17 protein-coding genes, 4 tRNA genes and 1 pseudogene are annotated in these 16,058 nt (G+C 60.6%); 3 read left to right on the plus strand and 19 right to left on the minus strand.

The annotated features are described in order from the left end of the window. Positions 1-815 precede the first annotated feature (815 nt). The 11 genes from MXC11_RS11600 to MXC11_RS11650 all read right to left on the minus strand — a co-directional run bounded on the left by MXC11_RS11600 (position 816) and on the right by MXC11_RS11650 (position 9,215). Positions 816-892: transfer RNA gene (locus MXC11_RS11600), tRNA-Pro, on the minus strand. 114 nt (positions 893-1,006) lie between these two features. Beyond that, on the minus strand, positions 1,007-1,306 hold the full coding sequence (gene ihfA / locus MXC11_RS11605) for an integration host factor subunit alpha (protein ID WP_250010341.1): 300 nt from the start codon (positions 1,304-1,306) through the stop codon (positions 1,007-1,009). 4 nt (positions 1,307-1,310) lie between these two features. Next, entirely contained in the window at positions 1,311-3,689 is a 2,379-nt protein-coding gene (pheT, locus tag MXC11_RS11610) for a phenylalanine--tRNA ligase subunit beta (protein WP_250010342.1), read from the minus strand. Positions 3,690-3,722: 33 nt separating this feature from the next. Further along, positions 3,723-4,739 (minus strand): phenylalanine--tRNA ligase subunit alpha, encoded by a 1,017-nt coding sequence (pheS, locus tag MXC11_RS11615; protein ID WP_250010343.1) that lies wholly within the window; start codon positions 4,737-4,739, stop codon positions 3,723-3,725. 98 nt (positions 4,740-4,837) lie between these two features. Beyond that, entirely contained in the window at positions 4,838-5,194 is a 357-nt protein-coding gene (rplT, locus tag MXC11_RS11620; RefSeq protein WP_250010344.1) for a 50S ribosomal protein L20, read from the minus strand. A gap of 31 nt (positions 5,195-5,225) precedes the next feature. Further along, complete coding sequence (gene rpmI, locus MXC11_RS11625) at positions 5,226-5,420, minus strand: 50S ribosomal protein L35 (protein ID WP_250010345.1); 195 nt, start codon at positions 5,418-5,420, stop codon at positions 5,226-5,228. 60 nt (positions 5,421-5,480) lie between these two features. Next, on the minus strand, positions 5,481-6,014 hold the full coding sequence (infC, locus tag MXC11_RS11630) for a translation initiation factor IF-3 (protein ID WP_250010346.1): 534 nt from the start codon (positions 6,012-6,014) through the stop codon (positions 5,481-5,483). Positions 6,015-6,047: 33 nt separating this feature from the next. After that, positions 6,048-7,958: a threonine--tRNA ligase gene (gene thrS / locus MXC11_RS11635; RefSeq protein WP_250010347.1), complete on the minus strand. Its 1,911-nt coding sequence runs from the start codon at positions 7,956-7,958 to the stop codon at positions 6,048-6,050. Positions 7,959-8,158: 200 nt separating this feature from the next. Next, positions 8,159-8,971 carry an alpha/beta fold hydrolase gene (locus MXC11_RS11640; protein WP_250010357.1) on the minus strand — a complete coding sequence of 271 codons (813 nt, stop codon included), beginning with the start codon at positions 8,969-8,971 and terminating at the stop codon, positions 8,159-8,161. A gap of 83 nt (positions 8,972-9,054) precedes the next feature. Next, positions 9,055-9,131: transfer RNA gene (locus MXC11_RS11645), tRNA-Val, on the minus strand. Between the two features lie 7 nt (positions 9,132-9,138). After that, positions 9,139-9,215: transfer RNA gene (locus MXC11_RS11650), tRNA-Val, on the minus strand. Between the two features lie 180 nt (positions 9,216-9,395). Between MXC11_RS11650 and MXC11_RS11655 the strand changes: the two genes are divergently transcribed. After that, positions 9,396-10,679 carry an NAD(P)/FAD-dependent oxidoreductase gene (locus MXC11_RS11655; RefSeq protein ID WP_250010348.1) on the plus strand — a complete coding sequence of 428 codons (1,284 nt, stop codon included), beginning with the start codon at positions 9,396-9,398 and terminating at the stop codon, positions 10,677-10,679. 16 nt (positions 10,680-10,695) lie between these two features. Here the strand turns inward: MXC11_RS11655 and MXC11_RS11660 are convergent, their stop codons facing one another. The 6 genes from MXC11_RS11660 to MXC11_RS11685 all read right to left on the minus strand — a co-directional run bounded on the left by MXC11_RS11660 (position 10,696) and on the right by MXC11_RS11685 (position 13,875). Further along, positions 10,696-11,691 (minus strand): glycosyl transferase family protein, encoded by a 996-nt coding sequence (locus tag MXC11_RS11660; protein WP_250010349.1) that lies wholly within the window; start codon positions 11,689-11,691, stop codon positions 10,696-10,698. Between the two features lie 36 nt (positions 11,692-11,727). Beyond that, positions 11,728-12,063 (minus strand): TusE/DsrC/DsvC family sulfur relay protein, encoded by a 336-nt coding sequence (locus MXC11_RS11665; RefSeq protein ID WP_250010350.1) that lies wholly within the window; start codon positions 12,061-12,063, stop codon positions 11,728-11,730. Further along, on the minus strand, positions 12,060-12,365 hold the full coding sequence (gene tusB, locus MXC11_RS11670; protein ID WP_250010351.1) for a sulfurtransferase complex subunit TusB: 306 nt from the start codon (positions 12,363-12,365) through the stop codon (positions 12,060-12,062). The genes MXC11_RS11665 and tusB overlap by 4 nt, the downstream gene beginning before the upstream one ends. Then, positions 12,362-12,721, minus strand: coding sequence for a sulfurtransferase complex subunit TusC (gene tusC / locus MXC11_RS11675; protein WP_250010352.1), 360 nt, complete (start codon positions 12,719-12,721; stop codon positions 12,362-12,364). The genes tusB and tusC overlap by 4 nt, the downstream gene beginning before the upstream one ends. Position 12,722: 1 nt before the next feature. Then, positions 12,723-13,115 carry a sulfurtransferase complex subunit TusD gene (gene tusD / locus MXC11_RS11680; RefSeq protein ID WP_250010353.1) on the minus strand — a complete coding sequence of 131 codons (393 nt, stop codon included), beginning with the start codon at positions 13,113-13,115 and terminating at the stop codon, positions 12,723-12,725. Between the two features lie 91 nt (positions 13,116-13,206). Next, on the minus strand, positions 13,207-13,875 hold the full coding sequence (locus MXC11_RS11685; protein ID WP_250010354.1) for a Bax inhibitor-1/YccA family protein: 669 nt from the start codon (positions 13,873-13,875) through the stop codon (positions 13,207-13,209). Between the two features lie 123 nt (positions 13,876-13,998). Here MXC11_RS11685 and MXC11_RS11690 point away from each other — a divergent pair. After that, positions 13,999-14,088 (plus strand) — tRNA-Ser (locus tag MXC11_RS11690). Between the two features lie 139 nt (positions 14,089-14,227). On the opposite strand, the pseudogene MXC11_RS11695 reads toward MXC11_RS11690, so the two are convergent. Next, positions 14,228-14,506: pseudogene (locus MXC11_RS11695) on the minus strand (IS4 family transposase); the annotation flags it as partial. A gap of 101 nt (positions 14,507-14,607) precedes the next feature. Here MXC11_RS11695 and MXC11_RS11700 point away from each other — a divergent pair. After that, complete coding sequence (locus tag MXC11_RS11700; protein WP_250010355.1) at positions 14,608-14,952, plus strand: hypothetical protein; 345 nt, start codon at positions 14,608-14,610, stop codon at positions 14,950-14,952. A 242-nt stretch (positions 14,953-15,194) separates the two neighbouring features. On the opposite strand, the gene tnpC is transcribed toward MXC11_RS11700, so the two are convergent. Next, the coding region (gene tnpC / locus MXC11_RS11705; protein WP_250010356.1) for an IS66 family transposase at positions 15,195-16,058 on the minus strand (864 nt) is incomplete at its 5' end.

The following is a 16,058-nucleotide window of genomic DNA, read 5'->3' on the forward strand; positions in this document are numbered from 1 at the left end:
TGTCTACTCATCGAACACCTCTCTAATGGCGATGATTTTCGCCTAAATCGGTGTCCGGGATCAGTAGACCACTACACAACCACGAACCAGATAGCCACAGTCCCCGACGGGCGGCTCAATAAAGAGCGAGACAGCTGAGCCGAAGGCTCAGTGAAAGCCCTGAGGCAAGAGCGCAATTCATACGCCCAGTACTTATGACAAGCCCAGGGAATGGGCAGGAACGCCCCGAAAAAATCAAGGCACCGGAATCCGATATAGCTGTCTCGACTCAAGCGTCTGGGCATGTGAGCTGATCTGGTGCCTCGCTGTGCGCGCAAGCCATGCCTATGCAAGTGGTGGTGCTCCTCAGCAAAGGTCTGCTCAATATTGGTCCTGACCAAGCGCTCGCAGAGGTCCTAGGTGGATCGTGATCCGGAGCTTGTTCAGTCCTGCAAGGCGCTGGCGAGCCATGTGATCGATCTGCTGAGCTTGTCGGCTCTGTTGGGGTGGGTGATCGTCGTACCTGGCCCTGCTGAGGTAGGGGAGCGATGAGCAGCTTCAGTGGCCTGGCGAGGGGTGGAGCGGACAGCCTGCTCTTGGCTGTAAGGCATGATCGATTTCAGCATGCTCTGGGTGGACAGTAGCTAGATTGCCCGGAGGTGGGTTTTAAGTGCGAAACGCCGTGGATGATGTGTGCAGCGGCGCGACCGCGACACAGCTCAGCACATACGGTCACCAAACGGTCACCAGAAACCGCTGGTGACCACTCCAGGCAAAAACAGACAGGCATAAAAAAATCCAAGCGCCCGTAAGTGCTTGGATTTTCTAGGGATTTTTGGTCGGGACGGAGTGATTCGAACACTCGACCCCTTGCACCCCATGCAAGTGCGCTACCAGGCTGCGCTACGCCCCGACTGTGCTCGGGCTAGTAACCGAACGCCAGTGAAGATACACCAACCCTTTGAAATATGAAAGGTTTTTTAGCACACCTGATCTACTCACAGGCTACGTAGCGATTTCAGCATACTCACTTCTCTCCGGCGCTCGCCTCGACCCTCGCCTTCAACTTCTGGCCTGGCCGAAACGTCACCACTCGACGCGCAGTGATAGGGATCTCTTCACCTGTTTTCGGATTACGCCCGGGGCGCTGACGCTTGTCACGCAGGTCAAAGTTGCCAAAACCCGACAACTTGACCTGCTCATTGTGCTCAAGCGCCTGACGAATCTCCTCGAAGAACAGCTCGACCAGCTCCTTGGCTTCCCGCTTGTTCAGGCCCAACTCCTCATGGAGGCGCTCGGCAATCTCGGCTTTCGTCAGGGCCTTCATAGACTCACTTCCTCAGCGTAGCTTGGAACCTTTCTGCCAGTGAAGTCATGATCGCCTGCACATTTTCATTGACTTCATCGTCAGTAAGAGTGCGCGACGGGTGCTGCCAGGTCAAGCCGACTGCCACACTTTTGCTTTGTGGATCAACACCTTTGCCCTGATAGACATCGAACAACCGCAGATCCGTCAGATGCTCACCTGCATGCCGCCTGATCAGTTCCAGCATATCCGCAGCGGGTACCTCACGATTCACCAAGAGAGCCAGGTCGCGGCGTACCTCAGGGAAGCGCGACAGCTCACGGAATTGTGGTACATACCCTGCGAGGACATCGCTCAGCAGCAATTCGAACAGATAAACCGGCTGATCCAGTCCCAAGTGGGCAGCCAGCTCTGGATGCAAAGCCCCCAGCACGCCAATCAACCGGCCATCGCGCTCAACATGCGCGCTCTGTCCGGGATGCAGTGCAGCATGCTCACCGGCCACAAAGCGGATACTCGCATGGCTGCCAGCAGAGCCCAGCAGCGCCTCGACATCCGCCTTCAAATCATAGAAATCGACCACATCGCGCCCGTTGGCCCACCCCTCCGGCTGACGGCTACCGCAGATCACCCCCGCCAGCATGCTCTCCTGACGCAAGCCATCCAGCTGACCCACAAAGCGCAAACCGGACTCAAACAGCCGTACGCGCCCTTGCTGGCGGTTCAGGTTATGCTGAAGGGCCTTGACCAGGCCCGGCCAGAGCGAAGCACGCATCACGGCCAAGTCACTGGAGATCGGATTAGCCAGTGCCAATGGCGTTTCGCCCGGATGGAACAACTCAAACCACTTGGGATCGATGAAGCTGAAAGTGATGGCCTCTTGATACCCGCGCGCCACCAGAAGACGGCGCACCTGCTCCAGCTCAGTAGTGGCCTCGCTGCGCGGTTGCGGTGCCAGGCGAGCCTGCGGGTAACGCACGGGGAGCCGGTTGTAACCGTACAGGCGAGCCAGCTCCTCAATCAGATCCACCTCGATCGACAGATCAAAGCGGTGACTGGGAATCCCGACCTGCCACTGCCCTTCCCCACCGGCCTGGACACTCAAGCCTAGCGCACGCAGCAGACGCTCCACTTCAGCCGCCGGCAGATCCAGCGCCAGCATCTGGCGGATCCGCTCCGCGCGCAGCGTCACCGGTGCCACATTCGGCAGCTGTGCCGTGTCCATGACTTCAGTGACAGGGCCCGCTTCACCGCCCACGATATCCAGCAGCAGTGCCGTGGCACGCTCCAGCGCCTCACGAGCAAGATCATGATCCACGCCCCGCTCAAAGCGATGCGAGGAATCAGTATGCAAGCCATAAGAGCGCGCTTTGCCGGCAATCGCGATGGTGTCGAAGAAGGCCGCCTCGAGGAACAGATCGCGCGTCTGTGCAGACACGCCACTGTGCTCACCGCCCATCACGCCGGCGATCGCTAACGGTCGCTGATGGTCAGCAATCACCAGGGTATCTGGGCGCAGTTCGATTTCTTGACCGTCCAGCAGCACCAGGCGCTCACCCGCGTCGGCAAAACGCACGCGAATCCCGCCCTGAATCTGCGCCAGATCAAAGGCATGCATCGGCTGACCCAGCTCGAGCATCACATAGTTGGTCACATCCACGGCCGGATCAATCGAGCGCACATCCGAGCGGCGCAGGCGCTCGACCATCCAGGCCGGTGTCGGCCGCGACAGATCGACATTGCGGATCACCCGCCCCAGATAACGCGGGCAGGCTGAGCTGGCCAAGACCTCGACGGGCAACTGCTGATCATGGACAGCCGGCACAGGTTGAATGGCTGGGCGGCTGACGGGAGCCGCATAAAGAGCACCCACCTCACGCGCCAGGCCGGCCAGAGACAGACAATCGCCGCGATTGGGCGTCAGATCAACCTCGATACTGGCATCATCAAGGTTGAGATAATCCCGGATGCTCGTCCCCACCGGGGCATCAGCCGGCAGCTCGAGCAACCCTGCGTTCTCCTCACTGATCTGCAGCTCACTCGCCGAGCAAAGCATGCCGAAGGACTCAACACCCCGCAGCTTTGCCTTCTTGATCTTGAAATCGCCCGACAGCTCTGCACCGATCATGGCAAAGGGAATCTTGATCCCGGGGCGCGCGCTGGGGGCACCGCAGACGACCTGGAAGGTCTCGCCGCCGTTGCTCACCTGACAAACACGCAGCTTATCTGCGTCAGGATGCGGCTCGGCGGCCAGAATTTCGCCGACCACGACACCGCTGAAGGCACCCGCTACCGGTGTAACGCTGTCCACCTCAAGGCCAGCCATCGACAGACGGGCCACCAGCTCATCACGCGAAACCTGCGGATTCACCCAGGTGCGCAGCCACTGTTCACTGAATTTCATCCTGTTCTCCTGAAATCGATTGAATGGCTCGACCTAGCGGAACTGCGCCAGAAAACGCAGATCATTGTCGAAGAACAGGCGCAAATCATTGACGCCGTAGCGCAGCATGGCCATCCGCTCGACGCCCATCCCAAAGGCAAAGCCTTGGTATTTTTCAGGGTCGATGCCGGACAGGCACAGCACGTTCGGGTGGACCATGCCGCAGCCCATCACCTCCAGCCAGCCGGTGTGCTTGCATACGCGGCAGCCCTTGCCGGAGCACATCACGCACTCCATATCGACTTCTGCCGACGGTTCAGTGAAGGGGAAGAACGAGGGACGGAAACGCACACCCAGCGGCTTCTCGAAGAACACCCGCAGAAACTCCTCAATCGTGCCCTTGAGATCCGCAAAGCTGACATGCTCATCGATCAGCAACCCCTCGACCTGATGGAACATCGGCGAGTGGGTGATATCGGAATCGCAGCGATAGACGCGGCCAGGGCAGACGATACGAATCGGCGGCTGCTGGCTTTCCATGGTGCGCACCTGAACCGGTGAGGTGTGGGTGCGCAGCAGCATGTTGGCGTTAAAGTAGAATGTGTCGTGCATCGCCCGCGCCGGATGATGCCCCGGAATATTGAGTGCCTCGAAGTTGTGATAGTCATCCTCAACTTCAGGACCCTCGGCCACGCTGTAGCCGATGCGTGTGAAAAACTGCTCGATACGCTCGAGGGTGCGGGTCACCGGATGCAGACCGCCACTGCTCTGACCACGACCAGGCAGCGTCACGTCGATACGCTCAGCAGCCAGCTTGGCGGCCAGCGCTACGGCCTCAAGCTCGCGCTTGCGGGCATTGAGCACATCTTGAACGCGGGTCTTGGCCGCATTGATCAGCGCGCCCGCTTTGGGCCGCTCTTCAGCCGAGAGCGTGCCAAGCGTCTGCATCAACTGGGTCAGCTCGCCCTTCTTGCCCAGATAATGAACGCGCAACTGTTCAAGAGCGCTCACATCTTCGGTGTGTCGCACGGCCTCCAGGGCTTGGGAGACCAGCGCATCCAGGTTTTCCATTCACGGACTCCAGATACAAAAATAGGGGAAGGGCGCTCAGGCCCTTCCCCTATCGGTGACGTTGCACGGGCCCAGAGGCCCGACGATTGTCGTGGGGCTTAGGCCAGAGCGGCTTTGGCTTTCTCGACAATCGCAGCAAACGCCGCTTTTTCGTTCACTGCCAGATCAGCCAGCACCTTGCGGTCGATCTCGATGGTGGCCTTCTTCAGACCAGCAATCAGACGGCTGTAGGACAGACCGTTAACGCGCGCACCGGCGTTGATACGGGCGATCCACAGGGCACGGAACTGACGCTTGCGCTGACGACGGTCACGGTAGGCATACTGACCAGCCTTGATGACCGCCTGCTTGGCAACGCGGAACACGCGCGAGCGTGCACCGTAGTAACCTTTGGCGAGCTTCAGAATCTTCTTGTGACGACGACGAGCAATGACACCACGCTTGACACGAGCCATGCTTTAGAACCTCTTGATTATCTTGACCGGATTAACGAACGCGCAGCATGCGCTCAACTTTGGCGACGTCCGACGGATGCATCAGCGCGGTACCGCGCAGTTGACGCTTACGCTTGGTCGTCATCTTGGTCAGGATGTGGCTCTTGAAAGCGTGCTTGTGCTTGAAGCCGTTTGCAGTCGGCTTGAAGCGCTTCTTGGCACCGCTCTTGGTTTTCATCTTGGGCATGTTTAACACTCCGCATTCATTGATTACGCATAACGGCAGGGCCTGCCTGTGCCCTGTTCGTTATTTTCTCTTTTTGGGGGCGATGACCATGATCAGCTGGCGTCCTTCCATCTTCGGATGCTGTTCGACGGCACCGTATTCAGCAAGATCGTTCTCGACCCGCTTCAACAGCTCCATGCCCAGCTCCTGATGTGCCATCTCACGACCACGGAATCTCAGCGATACCTTGGCCTTGTCCCCCTCGCTCAGGAAACGTATCAGGTTGCGTAGTTTTACCTGATAATCCCCTTCTTCCGTACCAGGACGGAATTTCACTTCCTTGATCTGTGCCTGCTTCTGGTTTTTCTTGGCTTCGGCAGCCTGCTTCTTCTTTTCGAAGAGGTGCTTGCCGTAGTCCATAATCCGGCACACAGGCGGAACTGCGTCTGCAACAATCTCGACCAGATCAAGCTTGGCCTCTTCAGCAGCCTGGAGGGCTTCATTAAGAGAAACCACACCAACCTGTTGACCATCTGCACCGATCAGACGAACTTCGCGGGCTGTGATGTTTTCATTGATCGGCGGACGTGCCTGTACTCGTCTGTCTTGTCTCATGTCGCGCTGCTTAATAGTGATTACTCCAATCCGTTACCGGCCACGCCGGGCAACGGCGCCTGCCAGCAGGTCTTGGAACTCGTTGATAGTCATCGAGCCCAAGTCTTGGCCATCGCGTGTACGTACTGCGACGGTCCGTGATTCGACTTCACGATCCCCAATCACCAGCAGGTAGGGAACCTTGAGCAAAGTATGCTCGCGGATTTTAAAGCCGATCTTCTCATTTCTCAAGTCAGCCTTGGCCCGATAGCCCTGCTCCTCGAGCACCTGGGCCATCTCGGCAGCAAATTCACCCTGCTTGTCGGTGATATTCAGCACCACGGCCTGCGTCGGTGCCAGCCAGGCCGGGAAGGCACCCTCATAATGCTCAATGAGGATCCCGATAAAGCGCTCGAAGGATCCGAGGATCGCACGGTGCAGCATCACCGGATGCTTGCGGCTGTTATCTTCACTGACGTACTCAGCCCCCAGCCTAACCGGCAGATTGAAGTCGAGCTGCAGCGTACCGCACTGCCAGACACGCCCCAGACAGTCCTTGAGCGAGAACTCAATCTTCGGCCCGTAGAAGGCGCCCTCGCCCGGCTGCAGCTCCCACGCCAGTCCCGTGGCATCCAGCGCCGACTGCAGAGCAGCTTCAGCGCGATCCCACAGATCATCAGAGCCGACGCGCTTCTCCGGGCGGGTGGACAGCTTGAGCTGTACATCCTTGAAGCCGAAGTCGGAATAGACATCCAGCGTCAACTTGATGAAAGCTGCCGCCTCATCCTGCATCTGCGCCTCAGCACAGAAGATATGCGCATCATCCTGGACAAAGCCCCGCACACGCATGATGCCGTGCAGGGAGCCCGAGGGCTCGTTACGGTGGCAGGCGCCAAATTCCGCCAGACGCAGCGGCAGCTCGCGGTAACTCTTGAGCCCCTGATTGAACACCTGCACATGGCACGGGCAATTCATCGGCTTCACCGCGTAATCACGGCTTTCTGATTCAGTGGTGAACATCAGGTCGCCATAGTTGGCCCAGTGCCCGGACTTCTCCCACAGCACACGATCAACCACCTGCGGCGTCTTGATCTCCAGATAGCCATTCTGGCGCTGCACACGACGCATGTACTGCTCGAGCACCTGATACAGCGTCCAGCCATTCGGGTGCCAGAACACCATGCCTGGCGCCTCTTCCTGAGTGTGGAACAGGTCCAAACGCTTGCCCAGCTTGCGGTGATCGCGCTTTTCGGCCTCTTCAAGGCGATGCAGGTGATCCTTCAGATCCTGCTTGTTACCCCAGCACGTACCATAGATGCGCTGCAGCATCTTGTTCTTGGAGTCGCCACGCCAATAGGCGCCCGCAACCTTCATCAGCTTAAAAGCCTGCAGCTTGCCGGTCGAAGGTACATGCGGGCCACGGCACAGGTCGATGAAATCACCCTGGCGATAGAAGGACAGCTGCTCATCGCCCGGGATCGAGGCAATGATCTCAACCTTGTAACGCTCGCCCAGCTGCTCGAAGAACGTCACCGCCTCATCACGCGACATCAGCGAACGACTGACCGGCAGATCCGCCTTGGCCAGCTCGTGCATCTTCGCCTCGATCTTCTCGAGATCTTCGCTGGTGAAGGGCCGCTCATAGTCGAAGTCGTAGTAGAAGCCGTCATTGACCACCGGCCCGATGGTCACCTGAGTACCCGGGAACAGCGCCTGCACCGCCATCGCCATCAGGTGCGCACAGGAGTGGCGCAGCACCTCGACACCCTCGGCGTCACGAGCCGTAATGATCGACAGGGCAGCATCGTGCTTGATGACATAAGAGGTATCAACCAGCTGGCCATCGACCTTGCCGGCCAGAGCCGCCTTGGCCAGACCGCTGCCGATGGACAAGGCCACTTCGGCAACACTGACTGCCTGTTCAAAGGATCGTTGACTACCGTCGGGAAGAGTTACGATGGGCATGGCGCCTCCGCTCTCAGTGGTGACCCCTACCAAAGGCCACGTGGGGTGGATGAGCCAGTAAGCGGCGCGCGCTCCGGAAGTGCTGCCTTACAACGGCAGGACCAGTCGGCTTTCACGGATCGCGACGTGATCACTGGAAAATAAGCCCGGCATCCTTCCAGAAAACCCCGCCTGACGCAAGGCAGGCTCACCGCGCGACCTCATGCGCAGACGCCACGCAGAAACTCATCCACCAGACGATTGAAGCCCGCAGGCCGCTGCAGGCTCATGCCGTGCGACACGCCCGGCAAACGCTCAAGACGCGCCTCTGGCCAATGTGTAGCGAGCATCGCCAGAATCTGCGGGAAAGGCGCCGGACTGCGCTCGCCACCCAGCAGCAGCACCGGACAGCACACGGCAGCCAGCACCTCGGCATCGATAGGCGCCGGCACATCCGCCACCATCGCGGCGAGCGTGTCGACATTATCCAGCGCCATATGCCGAAAACGCGCCGATGAGCGCTGCCAGATACCCTCACCGCTCACGGTATCGATGAAATGCTGCAAACCCGCTTCGCACGCTCCCGCCTCGATCAGCGCCAGCGCTTCCTGACGAAAGCGATTCCGCCCGCCTGAGTCGATGTCTGCCACCGGTTCGGTAGCGCCAAACAGATGCGCATCATAATCACCGCCCGGATCCGCCAGCACCAACGCACGCACATGCTGCGGACGCGCAGCGGTCAGGCGCAAGGCAAGATTGCCACCCCGCGAGTGACCCAGCACGCAGACAGGCTCGCCCTGCGCCTCGACCAGACCACAGAGATCCTCCAGGTGCTGCGCCGTAGAGAAGCCTTGCGCCGCCCCCGCCGGATAACAACCACGCAGACTTGGCACCAGCACGCGCCAGTTCGCACTCAGCGCCGCCAGCTGCGCCGACCAATAGCGATAGTCACACAGCGAACCATGCACCAGCAGCAGCGGGATACCCTCACCCTGCTCAAGCCCTACCATGCCCCCAGGCAACGCCTGCAACATGCTCACGCCCCACACCCGGATAACTCGACCACAGACAGCCAGAAACAAAAAAGCCGGTCATATGACCGGCTTTTTTGAGAATTTGGTAGGCACAATTGGATTCGAACCAACGACCCCCACCATGTCAAGGTGGTGCTCTAACCAACTGAGCTATGTGCCTGCAATTCTGGTAGGCACGATTGGATTCGAACCAACGACCCCCACCATGTCAAGGTGGTGCTCTAACCAACTGAGCTACGTGCCTGAATTGTGGCGCGAACTTTACGGCCGACACCCTGTAGCGTCAACCCCTTTCTTTGCTAAACCCCTGAAAAACCCTGTTTTTTTATAATCCGCGCTGCACAGCGCAACAACACTGGCAGCCCCACCCGATCACGCCTAGTCTGCTCAACAGGGTCCAGCGTAATGGAATGGAGGTTTCAGCATGCAGCCCACCCCCTACCCCGACTCCTACTACGCCTTCAGCGCTCACCCCGCCTATCACCGCCCACCGCTGCAAGGTGAAGCCCAGACCGACGTCTGCGTCATCGGCGCCGGCTATACCGGGCTCTCGGCAGCCCTGCACCTGCTGGAGCAAGGCTTTCACGTCATCTTGCTGGAGGCGGCCAAGGTCGGCTTCGGCGCTTCTGGGCGTAATGGCGGACAGATCGTCAACAGCTACAGCCGCGATATCGATGTCATCGAGCGCAGCGCGGCGCCGGAGGCTGCCAGGCTGATGGGGCAGATGGCCTTCGAGGGTGCCCGCATCATTCGCGAACGAATCAGCCATTACGGCATCGCTTGCGACCTGAAGAATGGCGGCATCTTTGCCGCCTTCAACAAGCAGCAAATGCAGCATCTGGAATCCCAGCAGGCCCTGTGGTCCCGCTACGGCCACGATCGATTGCAACTGCTGGACTCACGAGGCCTGCAGGAGCATGTGGCCAGCGACCGCTATATCGGCGGCATGCTCGACCCTGAAGGCGGGCACATCCACCCGCTCAACCTGGCTCTGGGTGAAGCCGATGCCATCGAGCGCCTGCATGGCATCATCCATGAACAGTCACCGGTGGTGCGCATCGAACCGGGCGAGACGATCCGGATATACGCGCAGAACGGCGTGGTCAAAGCGCGCTTTGCAGTGGTTGCCGGCAATGCCTATCTCGGCGATCTGGTACCGGAACTAGCCGCCAAATCGATGCCCTGCGGCAGCCAGATCATCACCACCGAGCCTCTGGATGAAGCGCTGGCCCGCAGCCTGCTGCCGACTGATCACTGCATCGAAGATTGCAACTACCTGCTCGACTACTACCGCCTGTCCGCCGATCATCGCCTGATCTATGGCGGCGGTGTCACCTATGGCGCGCGCGATCCCGGCGACATCATCGCGCGGATTCGCCCCAAAATGCTGCACACCTTCCCGCAACTGGAGAAGGCCCGCATCGAGTTCGCCTGGACAGGCAACTTCCTGCTCACCCTGTCGCGTCTGCCGCAGGTCGGGCGGATTGGCCACAATATTTATTACTCTCAGGGCTGCAGCGGCCACGGCGTGACCTACACACATCTGGCCGGACGGATTCTCGCGGAAGCACTGCGCGGCCAGGCGGAGCGCTTCGATGCCTTCGCCAGCCTCCCCCATTACCCCTTCCCGGGCGGTCGACTGCTGCGCGTTCCCCTGACAGCACTGGGCGCCTTCTGGTACAGCCTGCGCGATCGCCTCGGACGGTGAAGCGCAGCCTCAGCCCTCAGGGCTGATCATGGCGGGCTGCCCACCATTCGGTAGCCCTCACAAACGCGGCCTCACGCTCGATTCCCAGACCCCGCAGCGCCAGCGCCAGCGTGGCCTGTACAGCCAGCTCGCCATAGGCATCCTGCGCATCACCTCGCCACACCGCCAGCAAGTGCTCCGGATCCAGCCGCTCGGGCTTGACATGCCGGCGCTCGGAGAGCGCCGGCCAGGTTTCATCCCAGGCCTCACCGGCCGTGCAACCGTAGAGCAGCGTAGGAACGTCCGGGTTGACCTCGATTTCGCCACCATCACCCTTGATCACCAGCGCGTGATCGCCCAGCAGACGGCTGGCCTCACGATGCACCGCCTGATAGCCCGGATGAAAGATGCTCTGCAGCGAACAGCGTGCGGCCAGCGGGTTGAGCAACCGCGCCAGCGAATGCACCGGTGAGCGCAAACCAAAGGTGTTGCGCAGATCGATCATCCGCTGCAACGCCGGCATCCAGGCACCGAGCGGCATAAAGGCTATCCCCTGCTGATCCAGTGCCTGTGCAACGCCCGCCCAATCCCGACAATCGGGGATCTGCAGGGCCGCCAGCAGCTGCTCGCTGTACAGGCGCCCCGCCGTGTGGGCGCCTCCACCGTGCATGAAAATACGCACCCCACGCCGCGCCAGCAGACGAGCCGCCAGCAGATACCACGGCAGGTGACGCTTCTTGCCCGCATACGTGGGCCAGTCCAGATCAACCGCGAGCGGCGCGCAGGTAATCCGGGCACGCACCGCCTCGGTGAACCCCGCCAGCTCCGCTGGGCTTTCTTCCTTGTGACGCAGCAGCATGAGAAAGGCGCCCAACTGCACGTCCTCGGCGCGACCATCCAGCAGCATGCCCAGCGCCTCACGCGCCTCGTCGCGCGTCAGATCACGCGCCCCACGCTTGCCCTTGCCCAAAATGCGGATGTAAGGCGCAAAGGGATGTTCGGCCGGGGTCATTACCGAAAGCAGATCAGTCATGGCAGCACTCGCAGCAGGCGCAGACCGCGCGCCGGTTCAGATGCAGTTGGTCGGTTTGGGCAGCCCCGCCAGCCGCGCCGCCAGCTTGGCTGGCGTGCCGCGAAACAGGCGATTGAGATGCAGGCTGTTGCCCTTGTCAGGCCCAAGTTGCTGGGCCACATAGCGAATCAGCGGCCGGGTCGCCGGTGACAGCTGAAACTCGGCATGAAAGCGTCGCAGCAGCTCAAGAATCTCCCAGTGCTCGGGCGTCAGCTCCAGCGCCTCGCGGGCGGCGAGCGCGCAGGCCACCGCGGGCGTCCAGTCTTGCAGGTCGCGCAAATAACCTTCGGCGTCCAGCGCAATGTGGCGCCCGTCTACTTCCAGCGCACTCATAACCAGCTGTTGACCTTGTCGAACTGCAGGGTCAGGGCCACAAAATCTGGGTAATCCACCGACTGCACCGGGGCCTCGATGGCAATAGCACGCGCCAGCGCGTCCTCTTCCAGTACAAACAGCTGACAGCCGGCTGGCAAGGTGGCTAGCACAGCAGAGGCGGCAGCCTGTGGACGCAGCGCATTCACCGCCTCACCACAGAGCAGCAGCCCATCCCCTTCGCCGAGCAGACGCACACAGCTCGCCAGCGCATCAGTCGCAAAGGGTGAAGAGGCTATGAGGTGCAAGGTTGTCGTGCTCACAGGGTCACCACCACATCATGCATGGACAGTAAATTGGCCAGATGCTCATCCTCCAGCAGCGTCACGGGCATGGAGAGTGCCTGCGCATCCAGACCACGCTGCTGGACATCGCGGTGTGCGGCATACAGCGCTTCGATACCAAACAGCGGCAGCGCCTGCAGGTTGGCGCCCAGATCCTTCTGCTGCAGACAGGAAGGCTGCTGACCACTCACCAGTTGCAACACGCCGTCCCCCAGAAACAGCAGGCTGACCGGCAGATCGAACGCGCCGCCCGCCAGCGCCATATCCAGCGCCTCACGCGCCGCCATACCCGCCCAAGGGGCCTGCCGGCAGATCAGCAGCAATGACTTGCTCATCTCAATCGCCTCCGAAACAGACCAGACGGTCAGCCAGCTGCACCGCCTCATGCCACTGCCCAAGACCCGCAAGGCTCCAGCCGGCCGCCAGATTGGCCGCTGAGCGCTCATGACGCTGTGCCTCCGCCGCATCCAGCACCCCGCGCCGCAGAGCAGCTGCAATGCAGACCACGGCATCGATCTGGTGCTGCGTGACAAAGGCCTGCCAGTCGGCAGCCACATCGTACTCATCCCGCGCAGTAACGCCGAGGCTCGATGCCAGGTACACCGCATCCTGATAGAGGAAGATCCGCTCGATACGGTGACCGGCCGCCAGCACCGCCTGGGCAAACCGCAAGGCTCGACGACTGGAAGGTGCATGGGGCGCACCATGCAGGGCGATCGCAAACTTCATCTTCAACACACTGTTGGCGGCAGGCAGGGCCCGCATCATAAATGAAAAGACCCGCCCAGAGGGCGGGTCTGTTAAGGGAGCAACTACCGGTTCAATCGTTGCTGCTGGCAAAGCCAAGCAACTGCAGCAGGCTCAGGAACAGGTTGTAGATTGAAACGTACAGGCTGATGGTGGCCATGATGTAGTTACGCTCACCGCCGTGCACGATTTCGCTGGTCTGCCAGAGGATCGCCACCGAGGAGAACAGCACGAAGCCGGCACTGATCGCCAGGTGCAGGCCGCTGATCTCGAACAGCCACGCCGCCAGCATGCCGCCCAGCAACACGAAAAAGCCGACAGTCAGAAAGCCCGACAGGAAGCTCAGGTTCTTGCGGGTGGTCAGCACATAGGCCGACAGCCCGCCAAACACAATCGCCGTCATGGCAAAGGCACTGACGATCAGATCGGCGCCATTGGCCAGTCCAAGGTAGCGATTGAGGATGGGCCCCAGGGTGTATCCCATAAAGCCAGTCAGGGCAAAGGTGCTGAGCAGGCCCCAGGTAGAATTGCGCAGCTTCATGGTCAGGAAGAACAGACCGTAGAAGCCAACCAGCGTGATGATCAGCCCCGGATGCGGCACCCCCGCCTGCTGAGCGGCGAAGGCTACAGCGCCACTGAAGCCCAGGGTCAGGGCCAGCAGTGCGTAGGTATTGCGCAGGACTTTGCCAGTGGCCAGCGAGTCGGCCTGGGCCGACGGCATCGAATAAGATTGTTCGCGCATGGTGTTCCTCCCGGTGGAATTGACGCGATGTACGGCACAGATAGTAGCAGAGCCCTTGACCGCAGCTACCGCACAGAGTTTGACAGCCTGTGTCGATCCGGTAGTATTACGCAGCATTATCAAGGAGGTGTGGCCGAGTGGTTTAAGGCAGCGGTCTTGAAAACCGCCGAAGGGGAGACTCTTCCGTGAGTTCGAATCTCACCGCCTCCGCCAAGTTCAACGCTGAAAGCCCCGGATTCCGGGGCTTTCGCGTTTCTGGGGTTAGCTAGTGTACACCTTGGTGTACACTTTGGCACAGTCACCCTCGCTGACTGGCCGGGCATGAAAAGCCCCGCACAGGGCGCAATGCTGTTCACTTTAGCGGCGCAGCTTCCGGATTCACCGGGAAGCGGGTCTTTGAAATCTTCACCGTTCTGGGCCTTGATGGCCTGGGGTGGTGAGTGATGAATAACGCAGCAATGCTGCCGCGCAGTTCGGCGAGGCGTCGTGGTGTATGCCCTGGAGACAGTGCTCCAGCCATCACCACCATCTGGCTTGCAATGAACTGGCAGGCGAACCTGAAGCTGATCTCCTGCGGCGCTCTCTGGTGAGCGACAGCAGCCTGACTGGCTTCCCGGCGAATCAGGTTGTGAAAAGAGTTTCCGTACCTTCGTACAGGACTGCATCGAGCTCTACCACCAGGGAACCCCGCCACGGCATTGGGCACTGTATGCCTGTAATACATGGGCGGCGATGGAAAGCCGTTTCGGTAGCAACCGTGCCTTCGTGCGCATCAGTGACATGTTGGAGCGTGGCTACTCCAGCACAGACTTCGAGCGCTCGCTCATGCAGCTGCAACCCGGGGACCGAGCACCGATCCTGCTTGGTCGGGTCGCTGATGCACGCAACCGTGAGATGGACGCCGTGATGCTGACACCGGATTTGCTATCCCCCACTACTGGCAGCGACCAGCGCAGTACCCAGCATATTCTGAGTACCATCTATACAGGTGCGACCCGCAGCCGTTTCCAGCTCAGCGTGCCGGGCTACCTGCGCGACTGGCTGCTTGATCAGGTCCGTGGCGATAGGAATGCTTGAGGACTGTAACCGTCCGCCGAACCCATCTCCTCACGCCATCCAGATCGCGGCATGGTGTCCACCTGTTTTTTGGTGGACACCATTTCTAGCCACTTTCTGGAGGGTGAACCGCCCCGGCTTTCCCGGAGGCTCCAACCTTTGAGAGGATGGAGCCATGAAGAAATCCACCAAGTACTCCCCGGAAGTCCGCGAGCGCGCCGTACGCATGGTCCGCGAGCATCTGGACGGTAAGCGTCCGGGCATCACGCCCCGGCAGGTTTCCAGCAATGCGGCAGCAGCTCAGCCAGTGCACTGGCTGGCTGCGTCGGCAGGCGTGTGAGCACGTCTTTCAGGTAGGCATACGGGTCATGCCCATTCAACCGCGCCGACTGGATCAGCGTCATCAGCGCCGCCGCTCGCTTGCCGCTGCGTAGCGAGCCGGCAAACAGCCAGTTCGAGCGGCCTAGGGCCCACGGGCGGATCTGGTTCTCGCACCCGTTGTTGTCGATGGCGACCATCCCGTCATCGAGATAACGCACCAAGGCCGTCCAGCGTTTGAGGCTGTAGTCGAGTGCCTTGGCGATGGCCGTGCCTTCGTGGACGCGGTCACGCTGGACGAGCATCCAGGCGTTCAGGGCATCGGCGATGGGTTTGGCTTGTTCCTGGCGTATTCGCCGTCGTTTGTCCGGCGGCAGATCGCGCACCTCACGCTCGATGGCGTACAACTGACCAATGTGATGCAGGGCCTGTTCGGCCAGTGGGCTCTGGTTGGCCACATGCAGGTCGTAGAACTTGCGCCGGGCATGGGCCATGCAGCCGATTTCGGTCACACCCTGCTCGAAGCAGGCCTTGTAGCCGGCGAAGTCGTCGCAGACCAGCTGGCCTTTCCAGTCGCCCAGGAAAGCGCGGGCATGCTCGCCGGCACGGCTGGGGCTGAAGTCGTAGACCACCGCCCGCAGATCGGCGAACGGGCTGGCCGCATAGGCCCACACGTAGGCCCGCTGGGTCTTCTTCATGCCCGGAGCCAGCATCTGCACCGGGGTTTCATCAGCATGCAGGACCTCCTGGCGCAGCAGGCCATCACGCAGCGCATCGACCAGTGGTTGCAGTTGCACGCCACAGGCGCC

Origin of the sequence: Pseudomonas eutrophicaquae (genome assembly GCF_023544715.1) — a bacterium.
In the GTDB taxonomy this organism is placed as follows: domain Bacteria; phylum Pseudomonadota; class Gammaproteobacteria; order Pseudomonadales; family Pseudomonadaceae; genus Geopseudomonas.